The following is a 23,811-nucleotide window of genomic DNA, read 5'->3' on the forward strand; positions in this document are numbered from 1 at the left end:
GCTAGAAAATGTATGCGGTTGGAGTGGCGGAAAAGACCCGTCTCCAACCTCAACGACATTAGCTTACGGCTGCGAAAAATCCAAAGAAATAAAACAGGATAGTCAATCCGACAGCGCTCATCAGAGGCAAAGTCAGATTGTCATCAAGCTTGGCGATAGGAATCAATTCTGCAAAAGCGCCCACCAAACCGGCGAACAAGCTGACCACAATCAGACGATCCATCAGATAATTATGGTAGATCAGATAAATGAACGTGACAGCGGCGCAAACAAAGAACGCCGCCATGAATCCTTGAATGGATTTATGACCGAAGATCTTGTCTTTACCGTAAAGAATCCCGAAGTAGCTCGCGATTGGATCGGCAAAAGCCAGGAACAACAGCGTCAACGCCACGATCGGACGAGGGAACAGGATATTAACAATCAAAACACCGCTAAGCAGGAAGGTCGTTCCCGCCAGTTTTTTCACTTCGCTTTGACGCATGATGGGCTTAAATGCGTGCATCGCCCAGTCATTCAAAGCAGGGTATTTCAAACGAAGAAAATCAAAAGGAACAAACAGACTCCACGCAACGATCAACACGGTCATGGAAACAGCCGGTGGCATGTACACATAAGCCAGGAACATCGCGAAGACTCCAGACATATGCCAGATCTTTCGAGCATAATGAATGTCCGAACGTTTTTTTAGATCCACAGGTTGGGTCAATCCTTCAATTAGCATCAGTATAAATCCACTTATTGTCCGCGCTTCAACGCAGGGACGGGGGCTAACTTAAAGGCAGAGTAACTGAAGATCAATTTAATTGATCTTACTCTAGCTGGATGCATTAAGATGTTGATTTTAAAGGATTAAATCTGGCTTGAATGGACCAAAAGGACTTCCTCTACAGCCTTTCCGGAGCGTTCACGATAGCGAATCGTGATTTCATTATCGCCCTTTTTAAGCTGGATCAGATCCGTTTGATATTTGTCAGTGCCGCGCAGGAAAATAGAAGCCGTATAACCATTGCTCTTATTAATGATCTCTACGTCGCCTTCTTTGAAGCCGCGCAGACAGTTTTTACCCTCGAACTGGACATAACCACTATCGACACTCAAAGGACTTGAAGCCTTTTTTGCACAGCTCAGATCAAACTGCGTCAGACGACTGGCCGCCATTATTTTAGCACTCGGAATGCTGGCGGGCTGACGTCCACCGGCAAGCGCGGGTGCACTGGCTGCCTCAAACACCTCTTCTTCCGCCACGACAACAGAATCTTCGGTCAAATTCATAAACGTCGGAATTCCCAAAAGAAGAACCAACACGAAAGTGACTATAATGAACTGAGTGTCTGAAGGTTGTGCTTTAAACATACCTTTTAATCATCGGAATACCGGCGCAGGACTTTAGCTGTGTCATTTTGAGATAAGCCGATCAAAAAACAGCCATTTTACTTTAGTTTTTCCACATTTCTTCCGTATTAAAGTCCAGGTACTTGGGGGAAAGTAACTATGAATGGCCGTATTCTTCGGAAAATTCGGAATTTTCGCGTCCTTTCGGCGTTGATCATCGCTTCCCTTACTATTGTCAGCTTCCAAAACTGTGCTCCACAAAATTCATTCTGCAGTGGCGAATGCGCGGAAGAAGGCTCAACCACCGAGGCTTCCAAAGGCAGCGGTGGCAGCTCGGGCGGTCGCACAGACATCTGGGGCTCGCGTCCCGGTGGTTCTGGTGGCGTGAATATGGGTGGCGGCTCCAACTCCTCGGGTTCCGGCTCCGGCTCTTCCACGGGCGGCGGCGGTGCTGTCACTATCGGCGGTGGCGGCGGCGGCAGTGGTGGTTCTTCCGGCGGGATCAGCACCGGAGGAGGCAGCTCTTCCGGCGGCGGTTCTTCTGACGGCACTTTCCGCATCACTCGTCAGCCTGAAGGCGTCAGCGTTCAGGAGAATGGTGACTTCCAGCTGGATGTCACGATAGCGGGCGGCACTCAGCCTTATTCTTATCAATGGTATGTCAACAGCAAGGCCATCTCCGGCGGCTTTGGTAACTATGCGTTCTATTCCGGCAGTGCTGACAGCTGGAAAAACGAAGGCACCTATTATGTGATTATCAAAGACTCCAAAGGTCAGAGCCTGCAAAGCACGATGGCGCGCGTGACGATTCTTGAGCCCACTGTTGGCTGCACCGCTGGCAAGTACTTCACTTTCACCAATGGCACTTACGATCAGGGATACAACTATTTCACTGAATTCTTTGATGGTCCGCGCGGAAAATTCCTGCTGCATCAAAGCTATGACATTTACAATATGCTGTTCCCGTATCCTAGCTACAGTCAGCTGACTTACTTCAACGTTCCATCAAATTTGAACTATCTGGACAAGACCTGGATCAGCTGCCGCTCAACGATCCCACGCATTCACACACCGGCGGTAAATCCGAACTATTATGACTATGGCGACCGGTATGAAGACACTTCCGAATGGAGGTACGACGGCAATGTTGCCTTTGAGTGCCGCAACAAGAAACTCAAGATGATCTCAAACACCTGCAAATGGGTGCGAAGATAAAAAAAGGGCTCTTAATGAGCCCTTTTTCATTTCTATTTTTTATCAATACTGATCGCGAACTTTTTAACCCCGGATCCTTTGACGATATCCAGAAGTCCCACCACTTTTCCATGCGGCACATCTTTGTCCGCTGATATGATGGCCTGAACATCCGCGTTCTTGCCGACTTCTTCAGTGGCTTTGGCGCGAACGTCCTCTTCAGATACGAAGGTTCCATTCAGATTGATGCGTCCGTCAGCAGTCAAAGCAATATTCAGCTTGCTCGGAGCTGTCTGATCACCGCTGGCTGCCTTGGGCAGATTCACGTTGATCGTGGGCTTCATAAACATGGGTGCCGTCACCATGAAGATGATCAGAACCACAAGAATGATGTCCACGAGCGGAACGACGTTAATGTCCGCTATGGCTTCATTATTGTCGCTGTTATTAAATGCCATTTTTAAACACCTTTTTTCTTAGCGTAAGCCAGGCACAACTCTTTCACGCTTTCCAGATTCTGGAACACGCCGCGAACCTGTTTGCTGTAATAGTTGTACGCTGCTACCGCAGGGATCGCCACAAACAGACCCGCTGCCGTTGCCACAAGGGCCATAGAGATACCCGCCATCACTGTCTGCTGACCCGCTTCAGGAGCCGTCGCCAGATCATTAAAGGCTTTCATGATACCCAAAACCGTACCGAACAAACCGATATACGGAGCATTGGAACCCACCGTTGCCAGGAAACCCAGGAATTTTTCCAGCTCTGGACGCTCAGTCAAAGCAAAGGTGTTGAAGATTTCAGAAAGACCTTTGCTGCCCGCGTCTCTCATGTGTTTCAACGCGTAACCTGCGGCACGGCCTTCGATAGAGTTTGGATCTTTCGCCAGATCCTCCACGTCTTCAAGGCTGTTGCTTTGAAGCGCCAGCTTGATGCGAGCACGCACTCTTTGCGACTCTGCGGAAATTTTCTTCAGGGCAAAATAACGTTCCAGAATCATGCCGATGCTCAATACGCTGAGAACAAGCAAGATCCACAAAACGACCTGATCCGCCAAGTGAGCAATAGTAAATATCTTTTCCGTGAGCATGGGTGATTCCTCCAAATCTTTGACTGCGCTGTCTAATTGATCCATTATCACTAAAACCATTACATACGGTCAAGGTATGCGGAAAATCATTTTAACTCTCACACTCTTCCTTCTGAGTTTGGTCCAGCTCTCCTGCCAAACAAAAGACAGGAACTCCATATTGATCATCGCGGTGGACGAATTGACCATCAGCGACGTCAATTGCAGTCAGGACTCCTCCGAGAGGTCTGGTTTTCAATTGCTTTGCAGTGAGTCCGTGCGTTTCACCCATGCCTTTTCACCGTCTCCGATGTCTGTTCCGGCTTTGGCGTCCCTGTTGACGGGTCTTTATCCTTATCAACACAAGGTTCGTCACAATGGTGGTCCGGGACTGGCAGCGGAGGTCGAATTGGCTTCTGAGGTCGCCCTGGATCAGGACTACCGAACCAGTTTCTTTTCAGGTGGCGCCCCCGTCTTTCGTCGTACCGGACTGAACCAAGGCTTCGAACTTTTTGATGACAATATCGTTCCCAGCTTCCGCAGCCTGATTCGTCCTTTTAAACAAAATGCCGATGCTTTTCGACAATGGGTCCACCAGGATGTCGGGGGCATGTCCTTCTTCAGCGTGATCTATGTTCCGGATTTGCTGTTCACAACCACTGAAACTCTGACTGATCTGGGCGAAGCCCGTAACCTAAGTTTCGAAAGTCAGCGTGAAGAACTTGATGAAAGCCTTTTTGAACTATTCCAGGAACTGAAATCCAGCGGCCACTGGGACAGTACAACCATCTTTTTGGTGGGACTGAACGGACACACCGGCAACGACCGCCCGAAAGAGCTCAGCTCCATGAACCTGCACGGTGAAAACACCCAGGTGGCATTGTTCATCAAACCTTCTCAAAAGAAAAAGCGCGACGAAGCCATTCATTGGAAGATCGATCAAAATGTCAGCTTGGTGGATGTCGGGCGCACGCTGTTCCATCTTTTGGGCGAAAGCATCGTGGATCAGGCACCGCAGTCCTTCCCGGCACAGTCACTGACCGAAGTGATGAAAAGTGCCACGGCGACCTGGCCGGAAGACCGTCCGCTGCTGCTTGAATCCGGCTGGGCTCTTTGGCGCAAAGCAGGTCCCTTAAAGACCGCAGCAATTTCCAATCATGTTCTATATATCAACGATGAAAAGCCCCGCCTGTACAACACACTGGTGGACCGCTTCGAAACGAACCCTTTACCGCTGTTGCAGGAAAGCATTTTGCCAACCACGCAAAAACTGCAAAACCTGCTTTATCGCAATCAGTTCGTGTCTTTCCCTCCCCTGCTTTCGGAATGGACCACAAAGCTGAGTCTGCCCTATTCCCGCTGGATGCGCGCCGATCAGGAAGATCTGCTTTTGAAAGACCTGAAACGCCTGCAAAGCCAGCAACCCCGCAGTCTGGATCTTTTGAACTGGACAGCACAAATCGCCTTGAACCGTAAAGACTGGGACACTTTAAAACAACTGGGGCAGAAAAATAAGATTTCAGCATGGCAGTTTGTGGCGGAAAAAAATCTGAATATCAAAACCGCCAAGGTCACTGATGCCTGCTTTGATCTGGTGACCGTAAAATCCATTGGTACAGACAATTTGAAAAACTGTAATGATGCGCTGTTTTTGGAATGGATCGACTGGATCCGTGCTGATGCCCGCGGACTTTCACGCGAAGCCCAGCGCAAACGCTTTGAACGTTCGTTCCGCAACTACATGCTGGATCAGCAGATTCAGCGAAACAACATTGCCGCAGGGCTGATCTGGGACACTTCCCGTGACAATATCTTCGCCCCATCCCGCGTGGAACTGGCGCTGGCATTGCCGGAGTTTTCCAAGCTGCGCAATCAGGTTTACAAGTCCCTGACGATTGAAGAGCTATAGTTTTTTAAATTATTCGGCGGAAACGTCAATCAGACCCAGCCAGAACGGCGAATCCGGATCTTCCTGAATCATACCCGTGGTGACAGAGCCCAGATCCAGCGAATCCCCTTCACGGGTCCACAGCGTCGTTGCCACACTGGAGCTGGCCAGCAGCACCAGGCGGTCCCCTTCGTTCACATAGGTATGCCCGCACTGAATATAACAGGTCGGATCCAGTCCCAAAAGCTGGGACGGCAATGGTGGCAACGCCTGCGGTCTTGGCAATTCACTGGAAAGATCCTGTCCGATCGACAGCGGTTGCAGTCTTTGATTTCTTCTTTGAATGAACAAGCTTGGGCACCCCACATGCGCCCACGCCACTTGGGGACCACGTTTGAAGATCGCCATCAGTTCCACGCCGGAAAAATATTCTGCGCGGTTTTCCCCGCGATAAAGCAGATCATTAGCGATCAGAATCCCGGTGCGCACATAGTTTACTTCATCCGACAGACACGTGAGGAACTCAAAAGGTGACGTCACTTCCACGTCCGCTTTCGCAGCACTGACATACTTCACCACTTCATCCAGTGCCCGCTGAGCATGCTCAGGCTGCCCCCATGAGGTGGCAATCACGAACAGGCTGCCATCATCTTCACGATGAATCAGCGGTTTGGGACGAAGAATCTTGGTGCTGTAAGAGCGCTCCTGCAGTTTCACTTTACAATGCTCCGTATTTTTTCAACTTGATGTAGGCCTTCTTGTAGTACTCACCGTCCGGAATATCCAGCTCCAGGATTTTTTTCCACTTGTCCTTGGCACCGGCTTTGGATTCGCCACCATCGACGTTACCAAAGCTTTCCTCCAGGATGCCCTCCTGATACAGCGTCATCATCTGCTTGCGCAGCTCGCCGGTGTAGCGTTCAATACGACTCGGAAGCTCATCATTGGTAGGATCCAGACTGCGTGCTTTGCGCAAAGCCTGAATCGCCCCTTTCAGGTTCTGAGCCTGATAGTTCTTTTCCGCCTCGGCCTGCAAGCTTGCTGTTTTCGAATTCATCATCTGACGAATCGAAGCGATATTGCGTTTCGCCTGACCTTTATAGCCACTTGGATCCGGAAGTTTCGATTCAAGAACCTTTTCGTAAGCGGCAATGGCATCCAGAGGTTTGCCTTTTTTATGCACCCCTTCAGCCCAGCCATACAATCCGCGCATCTTCGACACCAGGGACTGGTAAGCGGCTCTTTCAGCCTCTTTAGCCTCGCGCTGGGCATTCAGCATATCGACCTGGGATTTCAGATCAAGGATGCGTGGATGCTCCGGATTGAACTGCAAAACAGGACTTAAGCAGTCTTCCATCTCGGCGGCCGTGATGGTTGGATTGATTTTCTTCTGACATTCCACAACCTGCTTCTGGATTTTATCCTCAGCTTCGGCTTTGGCTTTTTCAATTTCATCCTGACGACGCTGCTGTTCCTGAATGAAGATCGCCTCTTTGGAAAGACGCTCGATCTCGCGGATGTCCTCGTAGTCCGGGATGATCTCCTGGATCTTTATGATTTCATCCTGTGCCAGCTGGTATTTACCCTGCATGTACAGATTCTTCGCATCTTTGTAGCGCTGACGAACCAGAGCCTGCTGCTCAGGCTTCAATTTCGAGAACAGCTCTTGCGGCGAACCCGGAGCCATCACCTGACCCGGCTGCGCAGGAGGAGCCGTTTTTTCCCCTCCACTGAACAGATACGCCACAGCCAAAAGGACCACCGCACCCACAATCAGTTTCGGACGATTCTTCTGGAAATCAAATTTACCCGAAGCCTGCGGCATCTGCCCAGGCATCGGTGCCCCCATGCCCGGATACTGCATCGGCTGCTGATACGGCATCGGCGGCATCGCCCCCTGATACGGCATCATTTCATGGGACTGCTGCTGGTATTCCATTGGTACGTTGTCATAGCTGGTTGGCACCAGCGGACTTGGCGGCGCCACATTCACCATTTCCAGACGACTCTGGAAGCTGGCATCGTGCAATTCAAAATAAAGATAATTTTCCAGCACACTGATCGCATCCCCGGACTTGATCGGTGTCATGTCCGTGGAAGAAATCGGATTGCCGTTTAAGAGCGTCCCATTCACGCTGCCCAGATCCAGAATCACAAACTGGGATCCGGCCCGGCGGATTTCAAACTGACGACGGCTGACTCGCTGATCGCGAATCTGGATGTGACAGGTCGAATCCCGTCCGGCAATCCACGCGTCACCCGCATCAAGGCGGATCATCTCTTTGGTTTCATTCTGAGCATCAACAATCTTGATGAAGGCGGCTGTCGGCGCCACACCGATCATGGTTTTTTCATCGCTGCCATCGAAAGATTCCGGTGCGGAACCCAGGACCGCTGGCAGGTTTTCACCACTGTTCATGACGGGAGCTTCCTGATACACCGGGGCTTCCGCCACCGTGTTCAGGAAATCAAATTCATAAGGAGGCACGGTGAACATCGCCCCGTGCTCAAGCTGGAACTGCTGAACCTGCTCGCCGTTATGGATCACTTCACCGTAACGGGAAACGACTTCGACATTCCAGCTGCCATTGAAGGAAACTTTAAAATGCTCGCGGGAAATGCCTTTTTCAGGCTGCAAAACGATATCACAGTCCTCTTTACGGCCGGCCACATAAGAGCGGTCCTCCGTCAGGTTTACTTCACAGACTGTTTTGCCACGCAGGCGCACACGCAGAAGAGCCATTAGAATCTGCCCTCCAGATTCAGCGTGCACTCTTCATAGAACTGCTTGGCTTCCTTGAATGAAGGATCGTCCTTGCGGTGCTGAAGCATGGTCATCACGTTGGAATAGTTCGACTGGCACATTCTCCAGTTCTTTTTCTCGCGATATCTGTTGCCTTGAATCATGTTGAATTTCACCAGCTCATCAAATTTGATCTTCGAAAGATGGAAATACCGTTTTGCCAGCTCGTTGTCCGGATCCAGATTCAAAACAACCTGGAACGCCTCGCGTGCACGGGCATACTGGCCCTGCTGGAAGTCGCGGAAGCCCTTGATGAAGTTTTCCTGAGCCCGGCGGTATTGAACCGAGTCGTATTTTTCTTTCTTGATGGTCAAAAGCTCCTGCGAACGTTTTTCAGCTTCGGCCACGTCCGCCATGGACAAAGCAGAGGTTCTGAAAGCATTCGGGTCTTTTTTGTTCTTATTGCCGGAATCCGACAGGAAGAACCACGCTGCCAAGCCCACGATGGCGATGATTCCATAGAATCTTGCCTTCGGATTGGAAAGCAGTCCGCCACCACCAGAAGCTCCACCCATCGGCGCACCCATGTTTGGCATGCCATGATTCGGAGGTGGAGTATACCCCCCATAAGGCATCGGTTGCGCCGGAGGCATTGAAGGATTAGGCATCGCCGGCATCGGACGAGGCTGTTGATAAGCCGGCGTCTGCGCCTGCGGGAACGGATTGCTGACCGGCATCTGCTGCGGACGCGGCGGAGTCGGCGCCGGGAATGGATTCGGCGTCAATAATGGAGACGGAGTCGCTGCTGGTGTAGGCGGAGGCGTCTGCACCACTGGCATGTCGACTTTGAACAGAATTTCTGTCTCACCAATCTGAATCACCGAGTCGTTCGTAAGAACTTCGGATTGAACGCTCTGGCCATTGACCATAACGAAGTTTTTCTGACTCAGATTGACGAGCACAAATTCATTGCCACGCTGTTTGATTTCCGCGTGCTGACGGCTGACGCGCGGATCCTGAGAAAGGACAATGTCGTTTTCCGGACCACGGCCCATGGATACAGAAGCCTTTTCAAAAGAAAGCTTCTGACCGATATGCGGGCCTTTGATGATCTCAATATCAAACTTCATGGAATCCTTCACCTGAGGGGCTGCGCTCATCACGAGCCTCCTTCAGTTGGTGACACAGTGATCACATAATAGTCCACTTCCTGACCTGTACAGAATGCCTGACAGCTCAGGATGCAAAGATGCCCGCTGAACTCCAGCTGATCTGTGTGGATGCCGCGTGGATTTTCACGGGAACGCGCCACCAGGCCTTCGATGTTCTGCTGCAAAGCCACATCCGGGATAGCTTTGTACATCTGCCCCTGAATCTGCGCCATTTCCGCCCGAGCCACCTGCAGGAACGAAGGGTTGCAGGAAATAATCCGGCCTTCCTTCGCAATCGCCACACATGGGTAACCGATCATCTGCATCAGATTTTCAGCCTCGCCGTCCTTGTTCACAAATCCGGCAGCACCACCGCCCTTGTCGGTGTCACCGTTAATATATCTGGTCAGCAGACTGTTGATATTGCCAATCAAGGCCTGCAATGGCGGGAACTGGAAGTCGACCACCGTATTGTCGGTCTTTTCACGCATCGCCGCGTCCAGCTGCGCATTCAATGTGACCAGCGGATATTCAATCAGCTTGTACATGAAGAAGAACAACAACAGACCAATCAACGATGCAATCACCAGGGTCTGCATGAACAGACTGATCGCCCGGCCGTCATCGAAGGCCAGACTGCCGATATCATAAAGCACAATCGCATGGGCTTTCACCGACTGCTCGCCCGTGTTCGGATCAAACAGACCAATCGGGAAGCTCGCACCGATAGTGGATGAATCCACTTCCACGGACTGCGGGCGCATTTCCCGGCGGGCCGAGTGCACAAACGGCAGATCCGGTGTGGTCCCCGCGCGGGATGCCGGCGCCAGAATCATACCATCAGACTGCTGCACAATCAGAACCTGCTTCACACCGTCTTCGGATTCTGCCGCATTGGTGCTTAGGGATGAATAACTGTTTTGCAGAAGAGCTGCCTGATTCAGCGTCGCCACTGTACGGGCAATGGAAGAGGCCCGGCGTTTACTTTCATTAATGATGCTGGCGCGAGTGATCTGCACCATCGGAATCATTGAAAGCAGCGTTGTGGAGAAGATGAACATCACCACAAAGCCCAGCAGAACCATTTTCATTTCCACAAACTGTGGAAGCTTGTAAACCCCTGGCAAAGCCACGCGGTCCATATATTCATTTAATTTATCCACCAGGCCTTTGAAACCGCCCTGCTGGAATGCCGGAGCTGGCGCTGGTGCGGGGCCTGCGCCCGGCATACCCATGCCCGCCATTGGCTGCGGCATGCCCTGAGGCATACCCATATTTTGCTGTGGCATACCCATGTGCATAGGTTGCGGCATCTGTGGAGCGGCTCCACCGCCATAGTAAGGCATTGGCGTCTGCGCACTTGGCTGTCCTTGCGGACGCTGCGCACGGGATTCCTGGGCCGGGATCACATCGGCAATCACGTCGTGAATGCCCAGTTTGTCACCCAAACGCATCACACCGCTCTGCACACGAACACCGTTCAAATAAGTGCCGTTGCTGGAACGAAGATCCGTCACAACAATTTTATCTTTGAATACAGCAATCTCGGTGTGCTCCTTGGAAACACCGGAACTGATAAGTTTTATGTCACACTGAGGAGCCCGACCGATGAGGTTTTTCCCCATCTTCAGCTCCAGCACTGAACCCGCCTGCGGGCCGGACAAGATTCTAAGCGCCCACATAAAGTTGATCTCCCACGCTGACATTCCCGTTGCTGACCGTACCTGATGCCATCTCTATCACCGAAGCGGCTCCCCATACCGGGAGCACCAGTCTCCAGGGACGCACATCCCTGCGGATCGCGCGCACCTTAAGATTTTTATCCACGAACACACAATCAATCGCAAACTTCATAAAGAAAGTGTGGATGCTGTTGCAGTGATGAATCCACAACGCCTTTTCAGCCGGCAGACTTTCGCGGCCCAAAAGACCTTTGCCACGGCTCAGGAAGGTGGTGGCCACCTCCAGATCCGCAATCAAAGTTTGGTTGTTGGTTGTGTTCATCAACTTAGCCATCACTGTTACTTTCCACCATACATAAATGAAACCGCCACCGGACCGAAGACGATAATGAAAACCGCCGGCAGAATGAACAGCATCAGCGGGATCAGCATGGTCTGGGAGGCCTGGGCACCGGCTTTCTCGGCACGAACGAATCTTTCCAGACGCATTTGCACTGATTGGTCTTTCAGAACCTGGGAAATACTGGCACCCGTGGACTCGGCATCCACCAGAACCGCCACAAAGCTTGTGATCTCGTTCATATCCAGACGCTCAGCCATTTCCTTCAAAGCCTGCGCTTTGGAGGAACCGATTTTGATATCTTTCAAAACAATTGAAAACTCTTCCGCCAGAACACTGTCCGTGCCGTTGGCTTTATCCACGATCTTCTGGATCGCCGAGAAAAAGTCCAGACCCGCTTCCACTGACAGCGCCAGCAGATCAATGAAGAACGGCAAGTCCCCGCGCACGGAAAGCTCCCTGCGCTTCTTTTCCCCGCGCGCATGAATCTGCGGCAGATAGAAACCAATCAGCCCCATTCCCACAACCACCATCGGGGACAACCCCAGCTGCAGCGAGAAGTTCATGATCAGCAGGAAGATCGGGAACATGATCCCCCACAGGAACTGCAACCCGATGAATTCATCCTCGTTCAGCTCTGAGGACAGGCCCGAGGTTTTGATGTATTTACGAACTTTTTTGCGATAGGACTCGCTGCGAATTTTCATCGCATGCTGCAAGGTGAACTGATGCACCAGCGGACGCGAAAAATTGATAACCGGATTTTTGGATTTCACCGGTTCATCATTGTTCGCCCATGAAAGCTGCTGCTTGTCCGTGTTACTTGCAAAGATGGAACTGACAAAAAGGAAGACCGCAACTCCTGCGAGCAGCAATCCCAGAATCAGCATTAACTCTGCACTTCCCATTTTCGCCTCTTCGTGTTCAAGTATCCTCATGAAACCAGCATTGATCTTGGCCTCAGAGTCACCGCGCCGAAAACAGCTTCTTAGTGAAGCGGGTTTTTCATTCGACGTGGTTCCAGTTAAAGTATCGGAAATTCCTAATAAAAACCTGAATGTAAACGATCAGATTTTAGATATCGCCAGACGAAAAGCGAGTGCCGCTTTGCCCCTGCTAAAGTCCAGCCGACAGGACGCGTTTATCGTGCTTTGCGCCGACACCGAGGTGATTTTCAATGGGGCCCCCCTGGGGAAGCCCGCCGATCGTCAGGATGCCTACCGGATTCTTAAACTTTTGTCGGGCAAATATCATGAGGTCATCACGGCGGTCTGTCTGGTCGAGTCCAGTACAGGCAAGGAAGTGTCTCAGACTGAGACTACAAAAATTTACTTCCGTGAGCTGACTGATGATGAAATCTGGACCTACATTGACACCGGCGAACCCATGGACAAAGCCGGTGCTTACGGCATTCAGGGCCAGGGCGGAAAATTCATCGAACGCTTCGACGGACCCTTCGACAATGTGGTGGGACTTCCCATTGAGCTGGTGAAAAATCTACTGTCCAAATTCTAAACAGTGAAAGATCTCTGGGGCCTTCGGCGCATCCTCTGTTATGGTGCGCCTTTCAGCTCTCTACCGGAGGTCTTAACTGATGAAACGCCCTATTTCTTTGGCACTGTCCGCGCTGACTTTGACTGCTACCCTGGCTCACGCCCAAGAGGAAGCTCTGCCACAGGCTCCTTCCAACGAAAAACTGATTGAGCTCCAGACGACCCAGGGAATGAAACGGGCGATGGAAAAAATCCTGAACATCGAAAGCGAATGGGGCATTTTCGACAAATTCAAACCGAATCGCTGCAAGTACGCCATTCAGATTCCTGATTCAGTCACTCGGGGCACGATTGCCCTGACTTTCGATGACGGACCAAATCCTGAAACAACACCTTTGATCCTGGATGTCCTGAAGGCACACAACGCGAAGGCCACTTTTTTTATTTTGGGTAGCAAAATCAAAGGCAATGAATCCATCCTGCGCCGTATGGTCGCCGAAGGTCATCAACTGGCGAATCACTCTTACAGCCACCCGAACTTCCACGAGTTGAGCTCTTCCCGCATGAACTCTGAAATCTCGCAAACCGACCGACTGCTTCGCACGGTGGGCACACCAAGATTCTTCCGTTATCCATACGGAAACTCAACGTGTTCCAGCAACGAGCTGGTCAGCTCTTTGGGCTATGTGAATGTGGGCTGGGATATCGATACTTGTGACTGGGCCTATGCTGATGGCCAAGTCAGCGACAAAGAAAACGCAACCTGCCAGGCTCCACAAAGCCTGCGCCGTGACTATGCCGGGTATGTTGCCAACGCTGTTGCACAAACCAACGGTGGCGTTCTGCTGATGCACGACATTCACCGTAACACCGCTCAAAGCCTGGATCGTCTGATGACGATGCTGGAACAAGACGGCTACCGTTTCGTATCCCTCACCGACCGCAACATCTTCCCCAAACTAAACCGCCGCTAACCCCAAAAGGTACCTGCTTACTTTTTCCGAAGCCCTGCACAAAACGCGGCGCTTCGGAAAAAGTAAGCAGGTACCTTTTAGATTCTTAGAGGATAGGGCTGTGATTGCAGTCCTATTTTTTTTAGATGTTCGAGTATTTCGCGGTCGGCGATGACGGAATAGCCGCGAATCTCTTCCAAGACCCGTGTCCATGGGCGCTGATCCCAGAACTTCTTTTTCAGTTTTCGTGTTTTACCTGACCCGGTGATCATCAGGGCCAGCATGCCGCTGACCGCGCGAATAAAGGGCGCAAAGGTGCGCCGTTTGCGCAGACGAATCAACACATGCAGGCTTTCGCCGGAACAGACGATTTCCCTGAGGGAAATTCCGTACTTTCGCGCCTGACTCTTTAAAACTGTTTCAATGATCTTTTTGTTCTTCGACTTTTCAAAGGCCCATTCACCCTGGGCGGATTCTGACGACAACACAACATGCATGGCTTTTTTCAAAGAAAGCGGCCGCGCCGTTTTGGCGTGACTGTTCTTTAAAAGCGCACCCCCGAACTGCTTCGTAAGTTGCAGACGGGGGTTATCTATACGGGTTGTGGCTCTTCGGGAGGAGCGTCTCATGAACCATGTTCTACCACCATTTCCCGGGTCGTCAACAAAAAAGTAGCGATGGTATTTTTATTGGACATTTTTGCGACCGGGATGGTAGGTTTCACGTCATGGCATTAAAAGAGATCATAGAAAAAGCAAAACCCGCGAAGATCCTGGCCGTTTCAAAACTTCAGCCGGCAGAAAAGGTGCGCGCCCTGCACGCAGAAGGTCAGCGTCTGTTTGGCGAAAATTACGTTCAGGAAGCCCTTGAAAAACAAAGTGTGCTTTCTGACCTTACAGACATTCAGTGGCATTTGATCGGTCATCTTCAAAAGAACAAAGCCAAAATGGTGGTCGGAAAGTTTCACCTGATTCATTCGGTGGACTCTCTGGAACTGGCTCAGGTGATCAGCCGCCAGTGCGAACAAAAAGGCGTCAGCCAAAACATTCTGATCCAGGTGAATCTGGCAGGCGAAGCCAGCAAAGAGGGCTTTTCCGCGAAAACACTTGAAAACCAGTGGGCCGAACTGACGAAACTGCCCCATCTTCATATTTATGGCCTGATGACCATGCCACCATTAACCGAAACCGGTGCTGAAATACGTCCTTACTTTGCAGAGCTGCGCCAGCTGCGCGACCGACTGAAAGCGACCACGACCACGAACACGACAGTCCATCCGCTGAATGAGCTGTCAATGGGCACGAGTCACGATTATCCGGTCGCGGTTGAAGAAGGCGCCACAATCGTGCGCCTTGGGACTATTTTATTTGGCGAACGTCCCGCCAAAGGGTAGGATCACTATATGAATCCCTTGTTGAAATCGCAAAAAATCGGCTTTCTGGGTGCAGGGAATATGGCGCAAGCCATGATCAAAGGTCTCGTCGAAGGAGGCTTTCCTGCCAAAAATATCTTCGCTTCCAACCGCTCCGAAGGCAAACTTCACAAACTTGCTGAGACATTCAAAATAAATCCGGTCTTCAGCAATGACGAACTGGTCGACACTTGCGACATCATCATCCTGGCGATCAAACCCCAGGATCTGCTGCTCGCGCTGGAGCCAGTGACCCGCAGCTTTGACGAACACAAGATTGTCATCAGCGTTGCTGCAGGCATCCGCATGGAAAAACTGGAACGCTACATTCAAGGCGCCCGCCTTGCGCGAGTGATGCCCAACACCCCGTCCCTGATCGGACGCGGAGTCATCGGTTATCTTTTGAACGATGACGATGACGGCGGACTTGATGCCACTGTCGAAGACCTGTTCGCACCTCTGGGTCGCGTGATTCAGGTTCATGATGAAGATCAGTTTGAGGCCCTGATGGTTTCCTGCTCCAGCGGAACCGGATTTGTCTTTGAAATGATGATGTACTGGCAGGATTGGATCGAAGAACATGGCTTCTCGGTCGAAGAAGCCCGCATGATGACCATTGAAACTTTTGTCGGCGCTTCTTTGCTGGCAGCCCAAGCCCGCGAAGGGGTTGAAGACCTGCAAGCCCGCGTCACCTCTAAAAAAGGCGTCACAGCGGCTGGACTTCAGTCCATGAGAGAGCTTGAGATTGAACGCGCTCTTCGCATCAGCTTTGAGAAAGCAGCGATGAGAAACAAAGAAATGGCCCGGGAAATCAAATAACCTTGCCCAGGCACAGACTCGGCCTTTATCCTTAATCATATTGTTCAAGGAGGAACAAAATGAGAATTACTCCTATCGATATCGCTCACAAATCTTTTGGTAAAAAGATGATGGGTCTTGATGCTGACGAGGTCATGGATTTCCTTCAGCAGATCGCTGCCCAGATGGAGTCCTTGATTCAGGAAAGAAACACCCTGAAAGAAGCCATTCGCGAAAAAGAACTTTCTTTGATGGAATACAAAGAGCGCGATCAGGTTTTGAAAGAGACCATCGCGACTGCAACTCAGATGGCAGACCGCCTTCGTCAGGATGCAGATCGTGAAGCGAAATTGATCATCGCTGATGCTCAGCAAAAGGCCGAAATCATCACTCGTGATTCCCGCGACTCTTTGAAGAAAATGTACCAGGAAGTGACTGAACTGAAGCGCGCACGCATGCAGTTTGAAGCCAACCTGAAAGCTTTGGCTCAGGCGCATCTGTCCCTGCTGGAGCAAGGTGAAAAATACATGCCGCAAGCTCAGCTTCCAAATCACAACATCGTGAATGGAAATGGCGCAGGCCGTTCTCCAAACGTGTCCCCTCTTTCTGCTGAATAGTCAGCAAAAAGACCCACATGATTGAAGCAACAAAAGGTGGAGCTCGACTCCACCTTTTTATTCAGCCGAAGTCCTCCAAGAACGAAGTTGTGGGTCCCCACAACGGCGAAATCAAAATCAAACTGACCGCCCCGCCTGTGGACGGAAAAGCCAATGAATGCCTGATCGAATTTCTTTCGGATCTGTTTGATATTCCCAAGCGTGATGTGCACTTGATCAAAGGCGAAACCGGGCGCCACAAAGTGGTGGAACTGACCGGCCTTGACGCGGAAAAAATAAGGGAAGCACTGAGGCTTCCCAAAAACTAACGACGTTTCTTCTTGTTGGACTTCAGCTCGATCTGGAATTCCGTATCATCCAGCTGCTGTTGCAATCCATCATCCACCCGCGGGCGCTTTTTCGGCTGCGTCGGACGGGCCTTGAACAGATTCTGATCCACACCATCACTTGTCTGCTCTTTGAAGCGGCGGACTTTCTTTTCAGAACTCAGGTCGCTTTCTTCATACATATTGGAGCGATAGTTCGGCACCGGGCTTTCAACCGGCGCAACATATTCAGGCTCTGAATAACCTTCGCTCATATCAAAGCTGTAGCGAATAAAACCACCCACATGGAATCCGGCTGCCGAGTTAGAGCCCGTCAGAGTCATGCCCCCGTTGGCCTGCACACTCAGCTTTGGGCTGATCAGCCAGGTTGCATACAACTGGCTGTCCATCAGGTTTGGCTTCACAGAATAGAACCTCATGGATCCGGCATTGACGCTGTTAATGTAGGAAGTCCGCAAGGCTTCGGTCACATCGGTTGTGTCATCAGAAACACTTTGATAACCAAATAGTTCGGCCCCCAGACGCAGACGCTGCAGCTTCATCTGCGCGCCGACACCCCAGGGCATCAGGAACGATCGACCACTGCCACGATAGTTGAAACCCAGCCAGCCATAGCCACGCATGGTTCCGAAATCTTTCTGCGCAATCAAACGGGAGCGAACCTCAAAAACCCCTTCAGAATTCAATACGGTATCCGAAGCAGGGTTGACCTCTTCAAAAGGCATGACCGCGATGACTTCCGGAATCAGCTGAAACGCGTCGGAATACATCAGGAAATCAAAACCCACAGCCGCTTCACTGATCGAGCTGTTGGAACGGCTTGCGACCGAGTCCTTGCTTTCGGCATTACTGATCGTTCCCCAGCCCAAAATCGACCAGTTTCTTTTCGGAACATAGCGAGTCCCAAAAGAAGTGTCGATCAGCGAGTAGCTGTTGCCACTGACCAGACTCTGACTGCCGCCCCCGGAAGCCGGATAATTGGCCTCAGAATAGAAATAGTTGGCATTCACCTCGAAATCCCAGTGATCCCGGCGAAATTCCTTGTAGTTATCCACAGCCAGAGCTGGCAATGAGATCGAAAAAATAGACAGAGCGACACACGCCCAACGCGGAAGATTATTTGCCATTTTCATAACTTCCTAATATTAACAACCCTATGACTGCGACATCAAACAAATCACAGCTGGCCATCATCTTTTTCACTGTTTTCCTGTATTTAGTGGGCTTTGGTGTGGTTATCCCAATCCTCCCCATCCTAAGTCGCAACTTCGGCGCGAGCGCCCTTGAAACAGGCTTGTTGCTTTCAGTTTATTCCCTGATGCAATTCCTGTTTGCTCCATTCTGGGGTCGCCTGAGCGACAGGATGGGTCGTCGTCCGATTCTGTTGTTCTGCCTGGTGGGAGAAACGCTGTCCTACATCATGTTTGCCTGGGCAAGATCCCTGGAGTGGCTGTTTGTTGCACGCATCCTTGCGGGCTTCTTTGGTGCCAGCCTTTCCACCGCCTCGGCCTACATTTCAGACATCACTCCAAAACATGAGCGCTCCAAAGGCATGGCTCTGATCGGGGCCGCATTTGGTTTGGGCTTTGTCGTCGGCCCGGCTTTAGGTGGCGGCTTGGCAGTGTGGGGTCACCACATCAATCCAGCCCCGCACTTTGACACTTCGTTTGCCTCTTACTGGGTGGCAGCGCTGTGCTTCGCGAACTTCCTGTTTGGATTGAAGTTCCTGAAAGAATCCTTGAGCGAGAAAAGCGAATCCGCAGCAAAAAGAAAACGCTTCTCGATCATGTGGCAGTATCTGAACAAAAAAACCGTGGGCCCTTTAATGACTGTGTTTTTGCTGTCATCCTTGGCTATGTCTTCCATGGAGGCGACACTGATTTTGTTCATGGGTGAAAAGTACCAGTGGGACGTTAAACAGGTCAGCTTCGGTTTTGCCTATATCGGCGTGATCATCATTTTCACTCAAGGTTTCCTGGTACGCCGACTGCTGCCAAAGTGGGGCGAACGCAAAGTCCTGCGCCTGGGGATTTTACTTTTGGCTTTGGGTTTGACCGGGATTGCTATCGCCGACTCCATCACCGGCATGGCGATCACGATGACCTTGCTGTCACTAGGCAACGGCCTGGCCAATCCTTCAACCTTGGGAAGCATCAGCCTGCTGTCTGATGCCAACGAACAAGGGGCTGCGATGGGAGTCACTCAAAGCATGGCTTCTCTGGGGCGCATTCTGGGTCCGGCATTGGGTGGCGCACTTTACGGAGCCGTGGCGATCACCGCTCCATTCTGGGCATCAGGCTTGATGGCGTTCCTTGGCCTTGCCATCGTTATCATCATTTACAAATTCATCCCGGAACACGGGCGCGTAGGATAGATCATGGACTTTAACTCAATCGGCTTTTTCCAATTCGACAATCTGATTCAAACCCGCACGCCTTTTCTTCTGGTGATTCTGGACAACGTGGATCTGAATGACTGGTACAAAAGCGTGACCAAAATGCATTTGGATAATATCAGTCTGCCATCCACCCCCGAGGGGGCGTTGGAGGCGGTGAAGGGCAAAAATCTTCCGCAGCACTTTGCAGTTGTTGTTCTGGATCGCGATGAAAAGTCAGCACCGCAAGTTGCGGCCATGTTGGAACAAGCCGGATTCATCAATAGTTTCTATGTTAAAGGTGGTTTTGAAGGCCTCCTGATCGAACGCCAACAATAATTTGACACAGAACCAACACAAAAATTTAAAGCATTGTTGTTGAAGGCAAGACTTTATACCATACTAGCAACATCAAAACTTAGAACTTTAAACAAGGAAGTAACATGAAAAAGTTTTTGATTGCAGCTCTTGCTACAACAACGATGACTTCTGCAGCTCAGGCCGGAACTTTGAATTTGGACCTGCGTGCAGACTACAACTCAACCACTTATGACGAGTCTTCTCAACCGGACGTCTCTAAGTTCTACTTCAAGACAGGTCGCTTGGATTATATGGGCAAAGCCACGGAAGATCTTTCTTTCCGCGTTCGCTTGGCTTTCAATAAATCAGCAACTCAGCTTGTGGACAGCGCTCAAACTGCGGTTGAATACGCGTTCCTGACTCACAAGATGTCTGATATGTTCGCGTTGTCCGTAGGTCGCTTCAACACTGAATTCGGTGGTTTCGAAGGTGCTACGAGCGGTGCTGACTTGTACCTGACTTCCCAATTCTACACAGGCCGTGGACCTGATGGAGCTCTGGGTGGTGCAAACCTGGGTACATCTGATCTTCTATACATGACTGGTGCTAAAGGGACTTTCACTTTCGGTGGCCACAATGTTTACGTAATGGCGACAAACGAAGCTGACAACGCAACGGCTGTTGGACCTGCCGCAACTCAGAACACAATGATGATGGGTGCTGTTTGGAGAGGCGCTTGGACAGAAGACAAAGCTTTGATGACAAACCTTTCTTACCACACATTGAACGGCCCTTCTGACGGTGACAAACACCAGTTCATGACTGCGGGTGTGATGTGGAATGCAAAACCAGCGATGGTTTCTGTAGACTACTTGATGTCTGAAGCAAAATTGGATGCTGGCGAGAAAGACACCGTAACTTCCATCGTGGCGAAATTCGCTTACACTGGTTGGGAACAGTGGACCCCGCGTCTTGAGTTCCAGACTTCTGAAGAAAAACTGGAAATCGGCGGCGAAGCTACCAACAAATTCGTCGGTTATGGTGCGGTTCTTGAGTACAAACCATACACTGACACCAACTTCCGCTACCACCTTGCTTACGCAAACGTGAAGGAAGAGCCAGAAGCTGGCGACGACATCACAAGCCAGGAAATCGTTTTGGGTGCCCGCTTGATGGCGGACTTCCTAAAATAAGGAAAATAAGCACTGTTCATACAGACTTAGATCAAGGGAGGCCCAAAGCCTCCCTTTTTTATTTCGCACCGCTCCCCATCCCCCCACCTTCCCTCGTCTATTTTCACCTGAACTTCTGCCGATTTGGCCTATCCCAAAGTGCTTGAATTTGTTAGCCTCTAGGGGTTAAAAACTTAAGAATTTCATATCCTTAAAACCTTTAGAGGTCGTTGAAAATGTCAGAACAGTTATCAGATCGTTATAATCCCGCAGATGTTGAATCGCGCACGTATGAATGGTGGGAAAAGAACGGGTACTTCAAAGCCCAGGATCAATCCACAAAACCTCCATTCTCTATCATCCTTCCTCCTCCGAACGTCACGGGATTCCTGCACATGGGTCACGCTCTGGATCACACAATCCAGGACATGATGATCCGCTGGAAAAGAATGAACGGCTACAACACCATGTGGTTGCCGGGAACAGATCACGCCGGTATCGCCACTCAATCCGTGGTCGAGCGTGAGTTGAAAAAAGACGGTGTCACTCGTCACGATCTGGGTCGTGAAAAGTTCGTAGAAAAAGTTTGGGACTGGAAACACCAGTACGGAAACCGCATCTATGGACAAATGCGCCGCCTGGGTGATTCCTGTGACTGGGATCGCGCCGTGTTCACTTTGGACGAAGGTGTTTCCAAAGCCGTTCGCAAAGTGTTCGTATCCCTTCACAAAAAAGGCCTGATCTATCGTGGCCAGCGTCTGGTGAACTGGTCAGGTCCTCTGGAAACAGCGATCTCAGACCTGGAAGTTGAACACAAGCAGATCAAAGGCTCTTTGTATCACGTGAAGTATCCTCTGGAAGACGGTTCCGGCTTCCTGATTGTGGCGACGACTCGTCCAGAAACCATGCTGGGTGACTCTGCGGTGTGCGTGCATCCTGAAGATGAACGCTACAAGCACCTGATTGGCAAAAACGTTCTGCTGCCTTTGACCAACAGAAAAATCAAGATCATTGCTGACACTTACGTGGACAAGGAATTCGGTTCTGGCGTGGTGAAGATCACTCCGGCGCATGACTTCAATGACTACAAGATCGGGAAAACCCACAATCTTGAGTTCATCAACATCCTGACGAAAAAAGCCGAGATCAATGAAAACGGCGGCGTTTATGCCGGCTTGAAAGTTCAAGAGGCACGCAAGCGCATCCTGGAGGACCTGAAAGCCCAGGACCTTCTGGAAAAAGAAGAACCACACGTTCACTCTGTAGGTCACTGCTCGCGCTCTGGCGCGGTGGTAGAGCCTTACCTTTCTGAACAGTGGTTCGTAAAAATGGAAGCTTTGGCAGTTCCGGCAAAACGTGTTGCTGAAAACGGCACGATCCGCTTTGAACCGGAATCATGGACAAAAGTTTACCTGCACTGGCTGAACAACATCGAAGACTGGTGTATTTCCCGTCAATTGTGGTGGGGTCACCGTATTCCGGTTTGGTACTGTGCAGACTGTAATCATCAGACAGTGGCTGAAACAGATGTCACGGCTTGCGAAAAATGCGGCAGCACGAAACTTCACCAGGACGACGACGTTCTGGACACATGGTTCAGTTCTGCTTTGTGGCCGTTCTCCACAATGGGCTGGCCGAATGAATCCGAAACACTGAAAACATTCTACCCAACCAGCTATCTGGTGACTGGTCACGATATCATCTTCTTCTGGGTGGCTCGTATGATCATGATGGGTCTTGAGTTCCAAAGAGACGTTCCATTCCGCACGGTCTACATCCACGGTCTGGTACGTGATTCTCAAGGGCGCAAGATGTCCAAGTCTTTGGGTAACTCCATTGACCCGGTTGAAATGATTGAAAAACACGGTGCCGATGCTTTGCGCTTCACCTTTGCGGCACACCTGTATTCAGGCAAAGACTTCAAGTTCAGCGAACAGCGTCTTGAAGGCTACCGCAACTTCATGAACAAAGTTTGGAACGCGGCTCGTTTTGCACTTTCCAATCTGTCTGACTTCAAAGCTCCGGCTGAAGGTGTTAAGGCTTTGCCTAACAAGGCCCACATCAGCGTCTTTGACCAGTGGATCATCACCAAACTTGAGGAAGTGACCAAAACAGTTGAAGAAGCGATGGAACAGGACAGATTCTCTGATGCTTCCACAGCTCTGTACCAGTTTATCTGGAATCAGTTCTGTGACTGGTACATCGAGTTCACCAAACCGATCCTGAACGGCAACAACGCGGAAGAAAAAGCCGCGACTCAGCTGGTGATCGCTCAGGTTCTGAACCGTATCATGCGCCTGCTGCACCCGTTTGCTCCGTTTATCTCTGAAGAGATTTACCAGAAGCTTCCGATCAAAGGCACTGCGTGTATTGTGGATCAGTACCCGAACACCCGTAACGACAAAGAGTTCCTAAGCCTGGGTTCTGCCCAAGCCGCTTTGGAAATCGACATCGTGAAGGAAGTTATCACCGCGATCCGCAATATCCGTGGTGAAAACCGCATCAGCCCGGCTGTCAAATTGAACGTGCGCCTGGGTGTGACCAACGATCAGACGCAAAAAATCCTTGGCAACAACCGCACGGCTTTGATGACGATGGGTCGTCTGGAAAACATGGAAATCGGACCTGAAGGTAACATGATGAAATGTGCCGTGGCTCCGGTGGTGGTGAAAGACGCCAGCGTGAAAGTGATCATCCCACTTGAAGGCCTGGTGGACTTCGACGAGGAAGTAAAACGTATCAACAAGTCGATTGAAAAACTGACTCGCGATATCGGCATGCTTTCTGGCAAGCTTTCCAATGAAAAGTTTGTCGCCAACGCAGATGAAGAAGTTGTAGCCGCCGACCGTGTCTTGCTGGCACAGTCCAAGGTTCAGCTGGATTCATTGCGTGATGCTTTGACCCGCTTCCAGTAATCTGAAAAATCAAAAGCCTCCGTGGTGCAATTCACGGAGGCTTTTTTTAT

At 50.7% G+C, this 23,811-nt stretch carries 24 protein-coding genes; 12 read left to right on the top strand and 12 right to left on the bottom strand.

The genetic code is table 11. From position 1 onward, the window contains the following. Nucleotides 1-58 precede the first annotated feature (58 nt). Together ACNQKP_RS01770 and ACNQKP_RS01775 are read right to left on the bottom strand one after the other, a co-directional pair. A complete protein-coding gene (locus tag ACNQKP_RS01770; RefSeq protein ID WP_226987909.1) occupies nt 59-646 on the bottom strand; it encodes a diacylglycerol/polyprenol kinase family protein in 588 nt (195 codons plus the stop codon). Nucleotides 647-852: 206 nt separating this feature from the next. Beyond that, complete coding sequence (locus tag ACNQKP_RS01775; RefSeq protein WP_417862453.1) at nt 853-1,356, bottom strand: hypothetical protein; 504 nt, start codon at nt 1,354-1,356, stop codon at nt 853-855. 138 nt (nt 1,357-1,494) lie between these two features. Here ACNQKP_RS01775 and ACNQKP_RS01780 point away from each other — a divergent pair, with 138 nt between their 5' ends. Then, nucleotides 1,495-2,550, top strand: coding sequence for a hypothetical protein (locus tag ACNQKP_RS01780; protein ID WP_417862455.1), 1,056 nt, complete (start codon nt 1,495-1,497; stop codon nt 2,548-2,550). Nucleotides 2,551-2,582: 32 nt separating this feature from the next. On the opposite strand, the gene ACNQKP_RS01785 is transcribed toward ACNQKP_RS01780, so the two are convergent. Next, a complete protein-coding gene (locus ACNQKP_RS01785; RefSeq protein WP_011163061.1) occupies nt 2,583-2,987 on the bottom strand; it encodes an ExbD/TolR family protein in 405 nt (134 codons plus the stop codon). Nucleotides 2,988-2,989: 2 nt separating this feature from the next. Next, nucleotides 2,990-3,619, bottom strand: a complete 630-nt coding sequence (locus ACNQKP_RS01790; protein WP_011163060.1) for a MotA/TolQ/ExbB proton channel family protein — start codon at nt 3,617-3,619, stop codon at nt 2,990-2,992. A gap of 160 nt (nt 3,620-3,779) precedes the next feature. Here ACNQKP_RS01790 and ACNQKP_RS01795 point away from each other — a divergent pair, with 160 nt between their 5' ends. Further along, the gene (locus ACNQKP_RS01795) at nt 3,780-5,507 is read left to right on the top strand and encodes a sulfatase-like hydrolase/transferase (protein WP_417862457.1); all 1,728 of its coding nucleotides are present in this window, start codon (nt 3,780-3,782) and stop codon (nt 5,505-5,507) included. Nucleotides 5,508-5,516: 9 nt separating this feature from the next. On the opposite strand, the gene ACNQKP_RS01800 is transcribed toward ACNQKP_RS01795, so the two are convergent. From ACNQKP_RS01800 to ACNQKP_RS01825, 6 genes are read right to left on the bottom strand one after another with little or no spacing between them, the layout of a single operon-like run. Then, nucleotides 5,517-6,203, bottom strand: a complete 687-nt coding sequence (locus tag ACNQKP_RS01800) for a hypothetical protein (RefSeq protein ID WP_417862458.1) — start codon at nt 6,201-6,203, stop codon at nt 5,517-5,519. Nucleotide 6,204: 1 nt separating this feature from the next. Beyond that, complete coding sequence (locus ACNQKP_RS01805; RefSeq protein WP_417862460.1) at nt 6,205-8,229, bottom strand: FHA domain-containing protein; 2,025 nt, start codon at nt 8,227-8,229, stop codon at nt 6,205-6,207. Beyond that, a complete protein-coding gene (locus tag ACNQKP_RS01810; protein WP_417862462.1) occupies nt 8,229-9,389 on the bottom strand; it encodes an FHA domain-containing protein in 1,161 nt (386 codons plus the stop codon). The genes ACNQKP_RS01805 and ACNQKP_RS01810 overlap by 1 nt, the downstream gene beginning before the upstream one ends. Further along, nucleotides 9,389-11,062 (bottom strand): FHA domain-containing protein, encoded by a 1,674-nt coding sequence (locus ACNQKP_RS01815; protein WP_417862464.1) that lies wholly within the window; start codon nt 11,060-11,062, stop codon nt 9,389-9,391. Before ACNQKP_RS01815 ends, ACNQKP_RS01810 begins: the two co-directional genes overlap by 1 nt. Then, complete coding sequence (locus ACNQKP_RS01820) at nt 11,049-11,396, bottom strand: DUF192 domain-containing protein (RefSeq protein ID WP_417862466.1); 348 nt, start codon at nt 11,394-11,396, stop codon at nt 11,049-11,051. Before ACNQKP_RS01820 ends, ACNQKP_RS01815 begins: the two co-directional genes overlap by 14 nt. Before the next feature lie 5 nt (nt 11,397-11,401). Continuing rightward, entirely contained in the window at nt 11,402-12,340 is a 939-nt protein-coding gene (locus ACNQKP_RS01825; protein WP_417862468.1) for a type II secretion system F family protein, read from the bottom strand. Between ACNQKP_RS01825 and ACNQKP_RS01830 the strand changes: the two genes are divergently transcribed. Further along, nucleotides 12,339-12,917 (top strand): Maf family protein, encoded by a 579-nt coding sequence (locus ACNQKP_RS01830; RefSeq protein ID WP_417862469.1) that lies wholly within the window; start codon nt 12,339-12,341, stop codon nt 12,915-12,917. The two genes, ACNQKP_RS01825 and ACNQKP_RS01830, sit on opposite strands and share 2 nt — an antisense overlap. Before the next feature lie 79 nt (nt 12,918-12,996). Then, nucleotides 12,997-13,869, top strand: a complete 873-nt coding sequence (locus ACNQKP_RS01835) for a polysaccharide deacetylase family protein (protein ID WP_417862470.1) — start codon at nt 12,997-12,999, stop codon at nt 13,867-13,869. A 77-nt stretch (nt 13,870-13,946) separates the two neighbouring features. Here the strand turns inward: ACNQKP_RS01835 and ACNQKP_RS01840 are convergent, their stop codons facing one another. Beyond that, nucleotides 13,947-14,357: a hypothetical protein gene (locus ACNQKP_RS01840; protein ID WP_417862472.1), complete on the bottom strand. Its 411-nt coding sequence runs from the start codon at nt 14,355-14,357 to the stop codon at nt 13,947-13,949. Between the two features lie 218 nt (nt 14,358-14,575). On the opposite strand from ACNQKP_RS01840, the gene ACNQKP_RS01845 reads away from it, so the two are divergent. Genes ACNQKP_RS01845 through ACNQKP_RS01860 form a run of 4 tightly spaced genes read left to right on the top strand, consistent with a single transcriptional unit; the run spans nt 14,576 to nt 16,982 of the window. Continuing rightward, entirely contained in the window at nt 14,576-15,241 is a 666-nt protein-coding gene (locus ACNQKP_RS01845) for a YggS family pyridoxal phosphate-dependent enzyme (protein WP_417862473.1), read from the top strand. A 9-nt stretch (nt 15,242-15,250) separates the two neighbouring features. After that, nucleotides 15,251-16,078 carry a pyrroline-5-carboxylate reductase family protein gene (locus ACNQKP_RS01850; RefSeq protein ID WP_417862475.1) on the top strand — a complete coding sequence of 276 codons (828 nt, stop codon included), beginning with the start codon at nt 15,251-15,253 and terminating at the stop codon, nt 16,076-16,078. 59 nt (nt 16,079-16,137) lie between these two features. Then, entirely contained in the window at nt 16,138-16,674 is a 537-nt protein-coding gene (locus tag ACNQKP_RS01855) for a DivIVA domain-containing protein (RefSeq protein ID WP_015089646.1), read from the top strand. A gap of 17 nt (nt 16,675-16,691) precedes the next feature. Beyond that, nucleotides 16,692-16,982: a DUF167 domain-containing protein gene (locus tag ACNQKP_RS01860; RefSeq protein WP_417862477.1), complete on the top strand. Its 291-nt coding sequence runs from the start codon at nt 16,692-16,694 to the stop codon at nt 16,980-16,982. Here ACNQKP_RS01860 and ACNQKP_RS01865 read toward each other — a convergent pair. After that, a complete protein-coding gene (locus ACNQKP_RS01865; protein WP_417862479.1) occupies nt 16,979-18,127 on the bottom strand; it encodes a hypothetical protein in 1,149 nt (382 codons plus the stop codon). The genes ACNQKP_RS01860 and ACNQKP_RS01865 overlap by 4 nt on opposite strands. Nucleotides 18,128-18,156: 29 nt before the next feature. On the opposite strand from ACNQKP_RS01865, the gene ACNQKP_RS01870 reads away from it, so the two are divergent. From ACNQKP_RS01870 to ACNQKP_RS01885, 4 genes are all read left to right on the top strand, one after another. Further along, the gene (locus ACNQKP_RS01870; protein WP_417862481.1) at nt 18,157-19,374 is read left to right on the top strand and encodes an MFS transporter; all 1,218 of its coding nucleotides are present in this window, start codon (nt 18,157-18,159) and stop codon (nt 19,372-19,374) included. Nucleotides 19,375-19,377: 3 nt separating this feature from the next. Continuing rightward, on the top strand, nt 19,378-19,713 hold the full coding sequence (locus tag ACNQKP_RS01875; RefSeq protein ID WP_374031905.1) for a rhodanese-like domain-containing protein: 336 nt from the start codon (nt 19,378-19,380) through the stop codon (nt 19,711-19,713). Between the two features lie 104 nt (nt 19,714-19,817). Further along, nucleotides 19,818-20,867, top strand: a complete 1,050-nt coding sequence (locus ACNQKP_RS01880; RefSeq protein WP_417862484.1) for a porin — start codon at nt 19,818-19,820, stop codon at nt 20,865-20,867. Between the two features lie 215 nt (nt 20,868-21,082). Continuing rightward, complete coding sequence (locus ACNQKP_RS01885) at nt 21,083-23,761, top strand: valine--tRNA ligase (protein ID WP_417862486.1); 2,679 nt, start codon at nt 21,083-21,085, stop codon at nt 23,759-23,761. Nucleotides 23,762-23,811: the final 50 nt, after the last annotated feature.

This window comes from Bdellovibrio bacteriovorus (assembly GCF_048286975.1).
Taxonomy (GTDB): Bacteria; Bdellovibrionota; Bdellovibrionia; order Bdellovibrionales; family Bdellovibrionaceae; genus Bdellovibrio; species Bdellovibrio bacteriovorus_H.

What these genes read in the sequence shown, in the direction of transcription:
- ACNQKP_RS01805 (WP_417862460.1), bottom strand. Translation starts at nt 8,229, where the DNA reads ATGGCTCTTCTGCGTGTGCGCCTGCGTGGCAAAACAGTCTGTGAAGTA.
- ACNQKP_RS01855 (WP_015089646.1), top strand. Translation starts at nt 16,138, where the DNA reads ATGAGAATTACTCCTATCGATATCGCTCACAAATCTTTTGGTAAAAAG.
- ACNQKP_RS01810 (WP_417862462.1), bottom strand. Translation starts at nt 9,389, where the DNA reads ATGAGCGCAGCCCCTCAGGTGAAGGATTCCATGAAGTTTGATATTGAG.
- ACNQKP_RS01865 (WP_417862479.1), bottom strand. Translation starts at nt 18,127, where the DNA reads ATGGCAAATAATCTTCCGCGTTGGGCGTGTGTCGCTCTGTCTATTTTT.
- ACNQKP_RS01845 (WP_417862473.1), top strand. Translation starts at nt 14,576, where the DNA reads ATGGCATTAAAAGAGATCATAGAAAAAGCAAAACCCGCGAAGATCCTG.
- ACNQKP_RS01880 (WP_417862484.1), top strand. Translation starts at nt 19,818, where the DNA reads ATGAAAAAGTTTTTGATTGCAGCTCTTGCTACAACAACGATGACTTCT.
- ACNQKP_RS01875 (WP_374031905.1), top strand. Translation starts at nt 19,378, where the DNA reads ATGGACTTTAACTCAATCGGCTTTTTCCAATTCGACAATCTGATTCAA.
- ACNQKP_RS01885 (WP_417862486.1), top strand. Translation starts at nt 21,083, where the DNA reads ATGTCAGAACAGTTATCAGATCGTTATAATCCCGCAGATGTTGAATCG.
- ACNQKP_RS01820 (WP_417862466.1), bottom strand. Translation starts at nt 11,396, where the DNA reads ATGGCTAAGTTGATGAACACAACCAACAACCAAACTTTGATTGCGGAT.
- ACNQKP_RS01860 (WP_417862477.1), top strand. Translation starts at nt 16,692, where the DNA reads ATGATTGAAGCAACAAAAGGTGGAGCTCGACTCCACCTTTTTATTCAG.
- ACNQKP_RS01785 (WP_011163061.1), bottom strand. Translation starts at nt 2,987, where the DNA reads ATGGCATTTAATAACAGCGACAATAATGAAGCCATAGCGGACATTAAC.
- ACNQKP_RS01830 (WP_417862469.1), top strand. Translation starts at nt 12,339, where the DNA reads ATGAAACCAGCATTGATCTTGGCCTCAGAGTCACCGCGCCGAAAACAG.
- ACNQKP_RS01835 (WP_417862470.1), top strand. Translation starts at nt 12,997, where the DNA reads ATGAAACGCCCTATTTCTTTGGCACTGTCCGCGCTGACTTTGACTGCT.
- ACNQKP_RS01825 (WP_417862468.1), bottom strand. Translation starts at nt 12,340, where the DNA reads ATGAGGATACTTGAACACGAAGAGGCGAAAATGGGAAGTGCAGAGTTA.
- ACNQKP_RS01815 (WP_417862464.1), bottom strand. Translation starts at nt 11,062, where the DNA reads ATGTGGGCGCTTAGAATCTTGTCCGGCCCGCAGGCGGGTTCAGTGCTG.
- ACNQKP_RS01850 (WP_417862475.1), top strand. Translation starts at nt 15,251, where the DNA reads ATGAATCCCTTGTTGAAATCGCAAAAAATCGGCTTTCTGGGTGCAGGG.
- ACNQKP_RS01790 (WP_011163060.1), bottom strand. Translation starts at nt 3,619, where the DNA reads ATGCTCACGGAAAAGATATTTACTATTGCTCACTTGGCGGATCAGGTC.
- ACNQKP_RS01780 (WP_417862455.1), top strand. Translation starts at nt 1,495, where the DNA reads ATGAATGGCCGTATTCTTCGGAAAATTCGGAATTTTCGCGTCCTTTCG.
- ACNQKP_RS01870 (WP_417862481.1), top strand. Translation starts at nt 18,157, where the DNA reads ATGACTGCGACATCAAACAAATCACAGCTGGCCATCATCTTTTTCACT.
- ACNQKP_RS01770 (WP_226987909.1), bottom strand. Translation starts at nt 646, where the DNA reads ATGTCTGGAGTCTTCGCGATGTTCCTGGCTTATGTGTACATGCCACCG.
- ACNQKP_RS01775 (WP_417862453.1), bottom strand. Translation starts at nt 1,356, where the DNA reads ATGTTTAAAGCACAACCTTCAGACACTCAGTTCATTATAGTCACTTTC.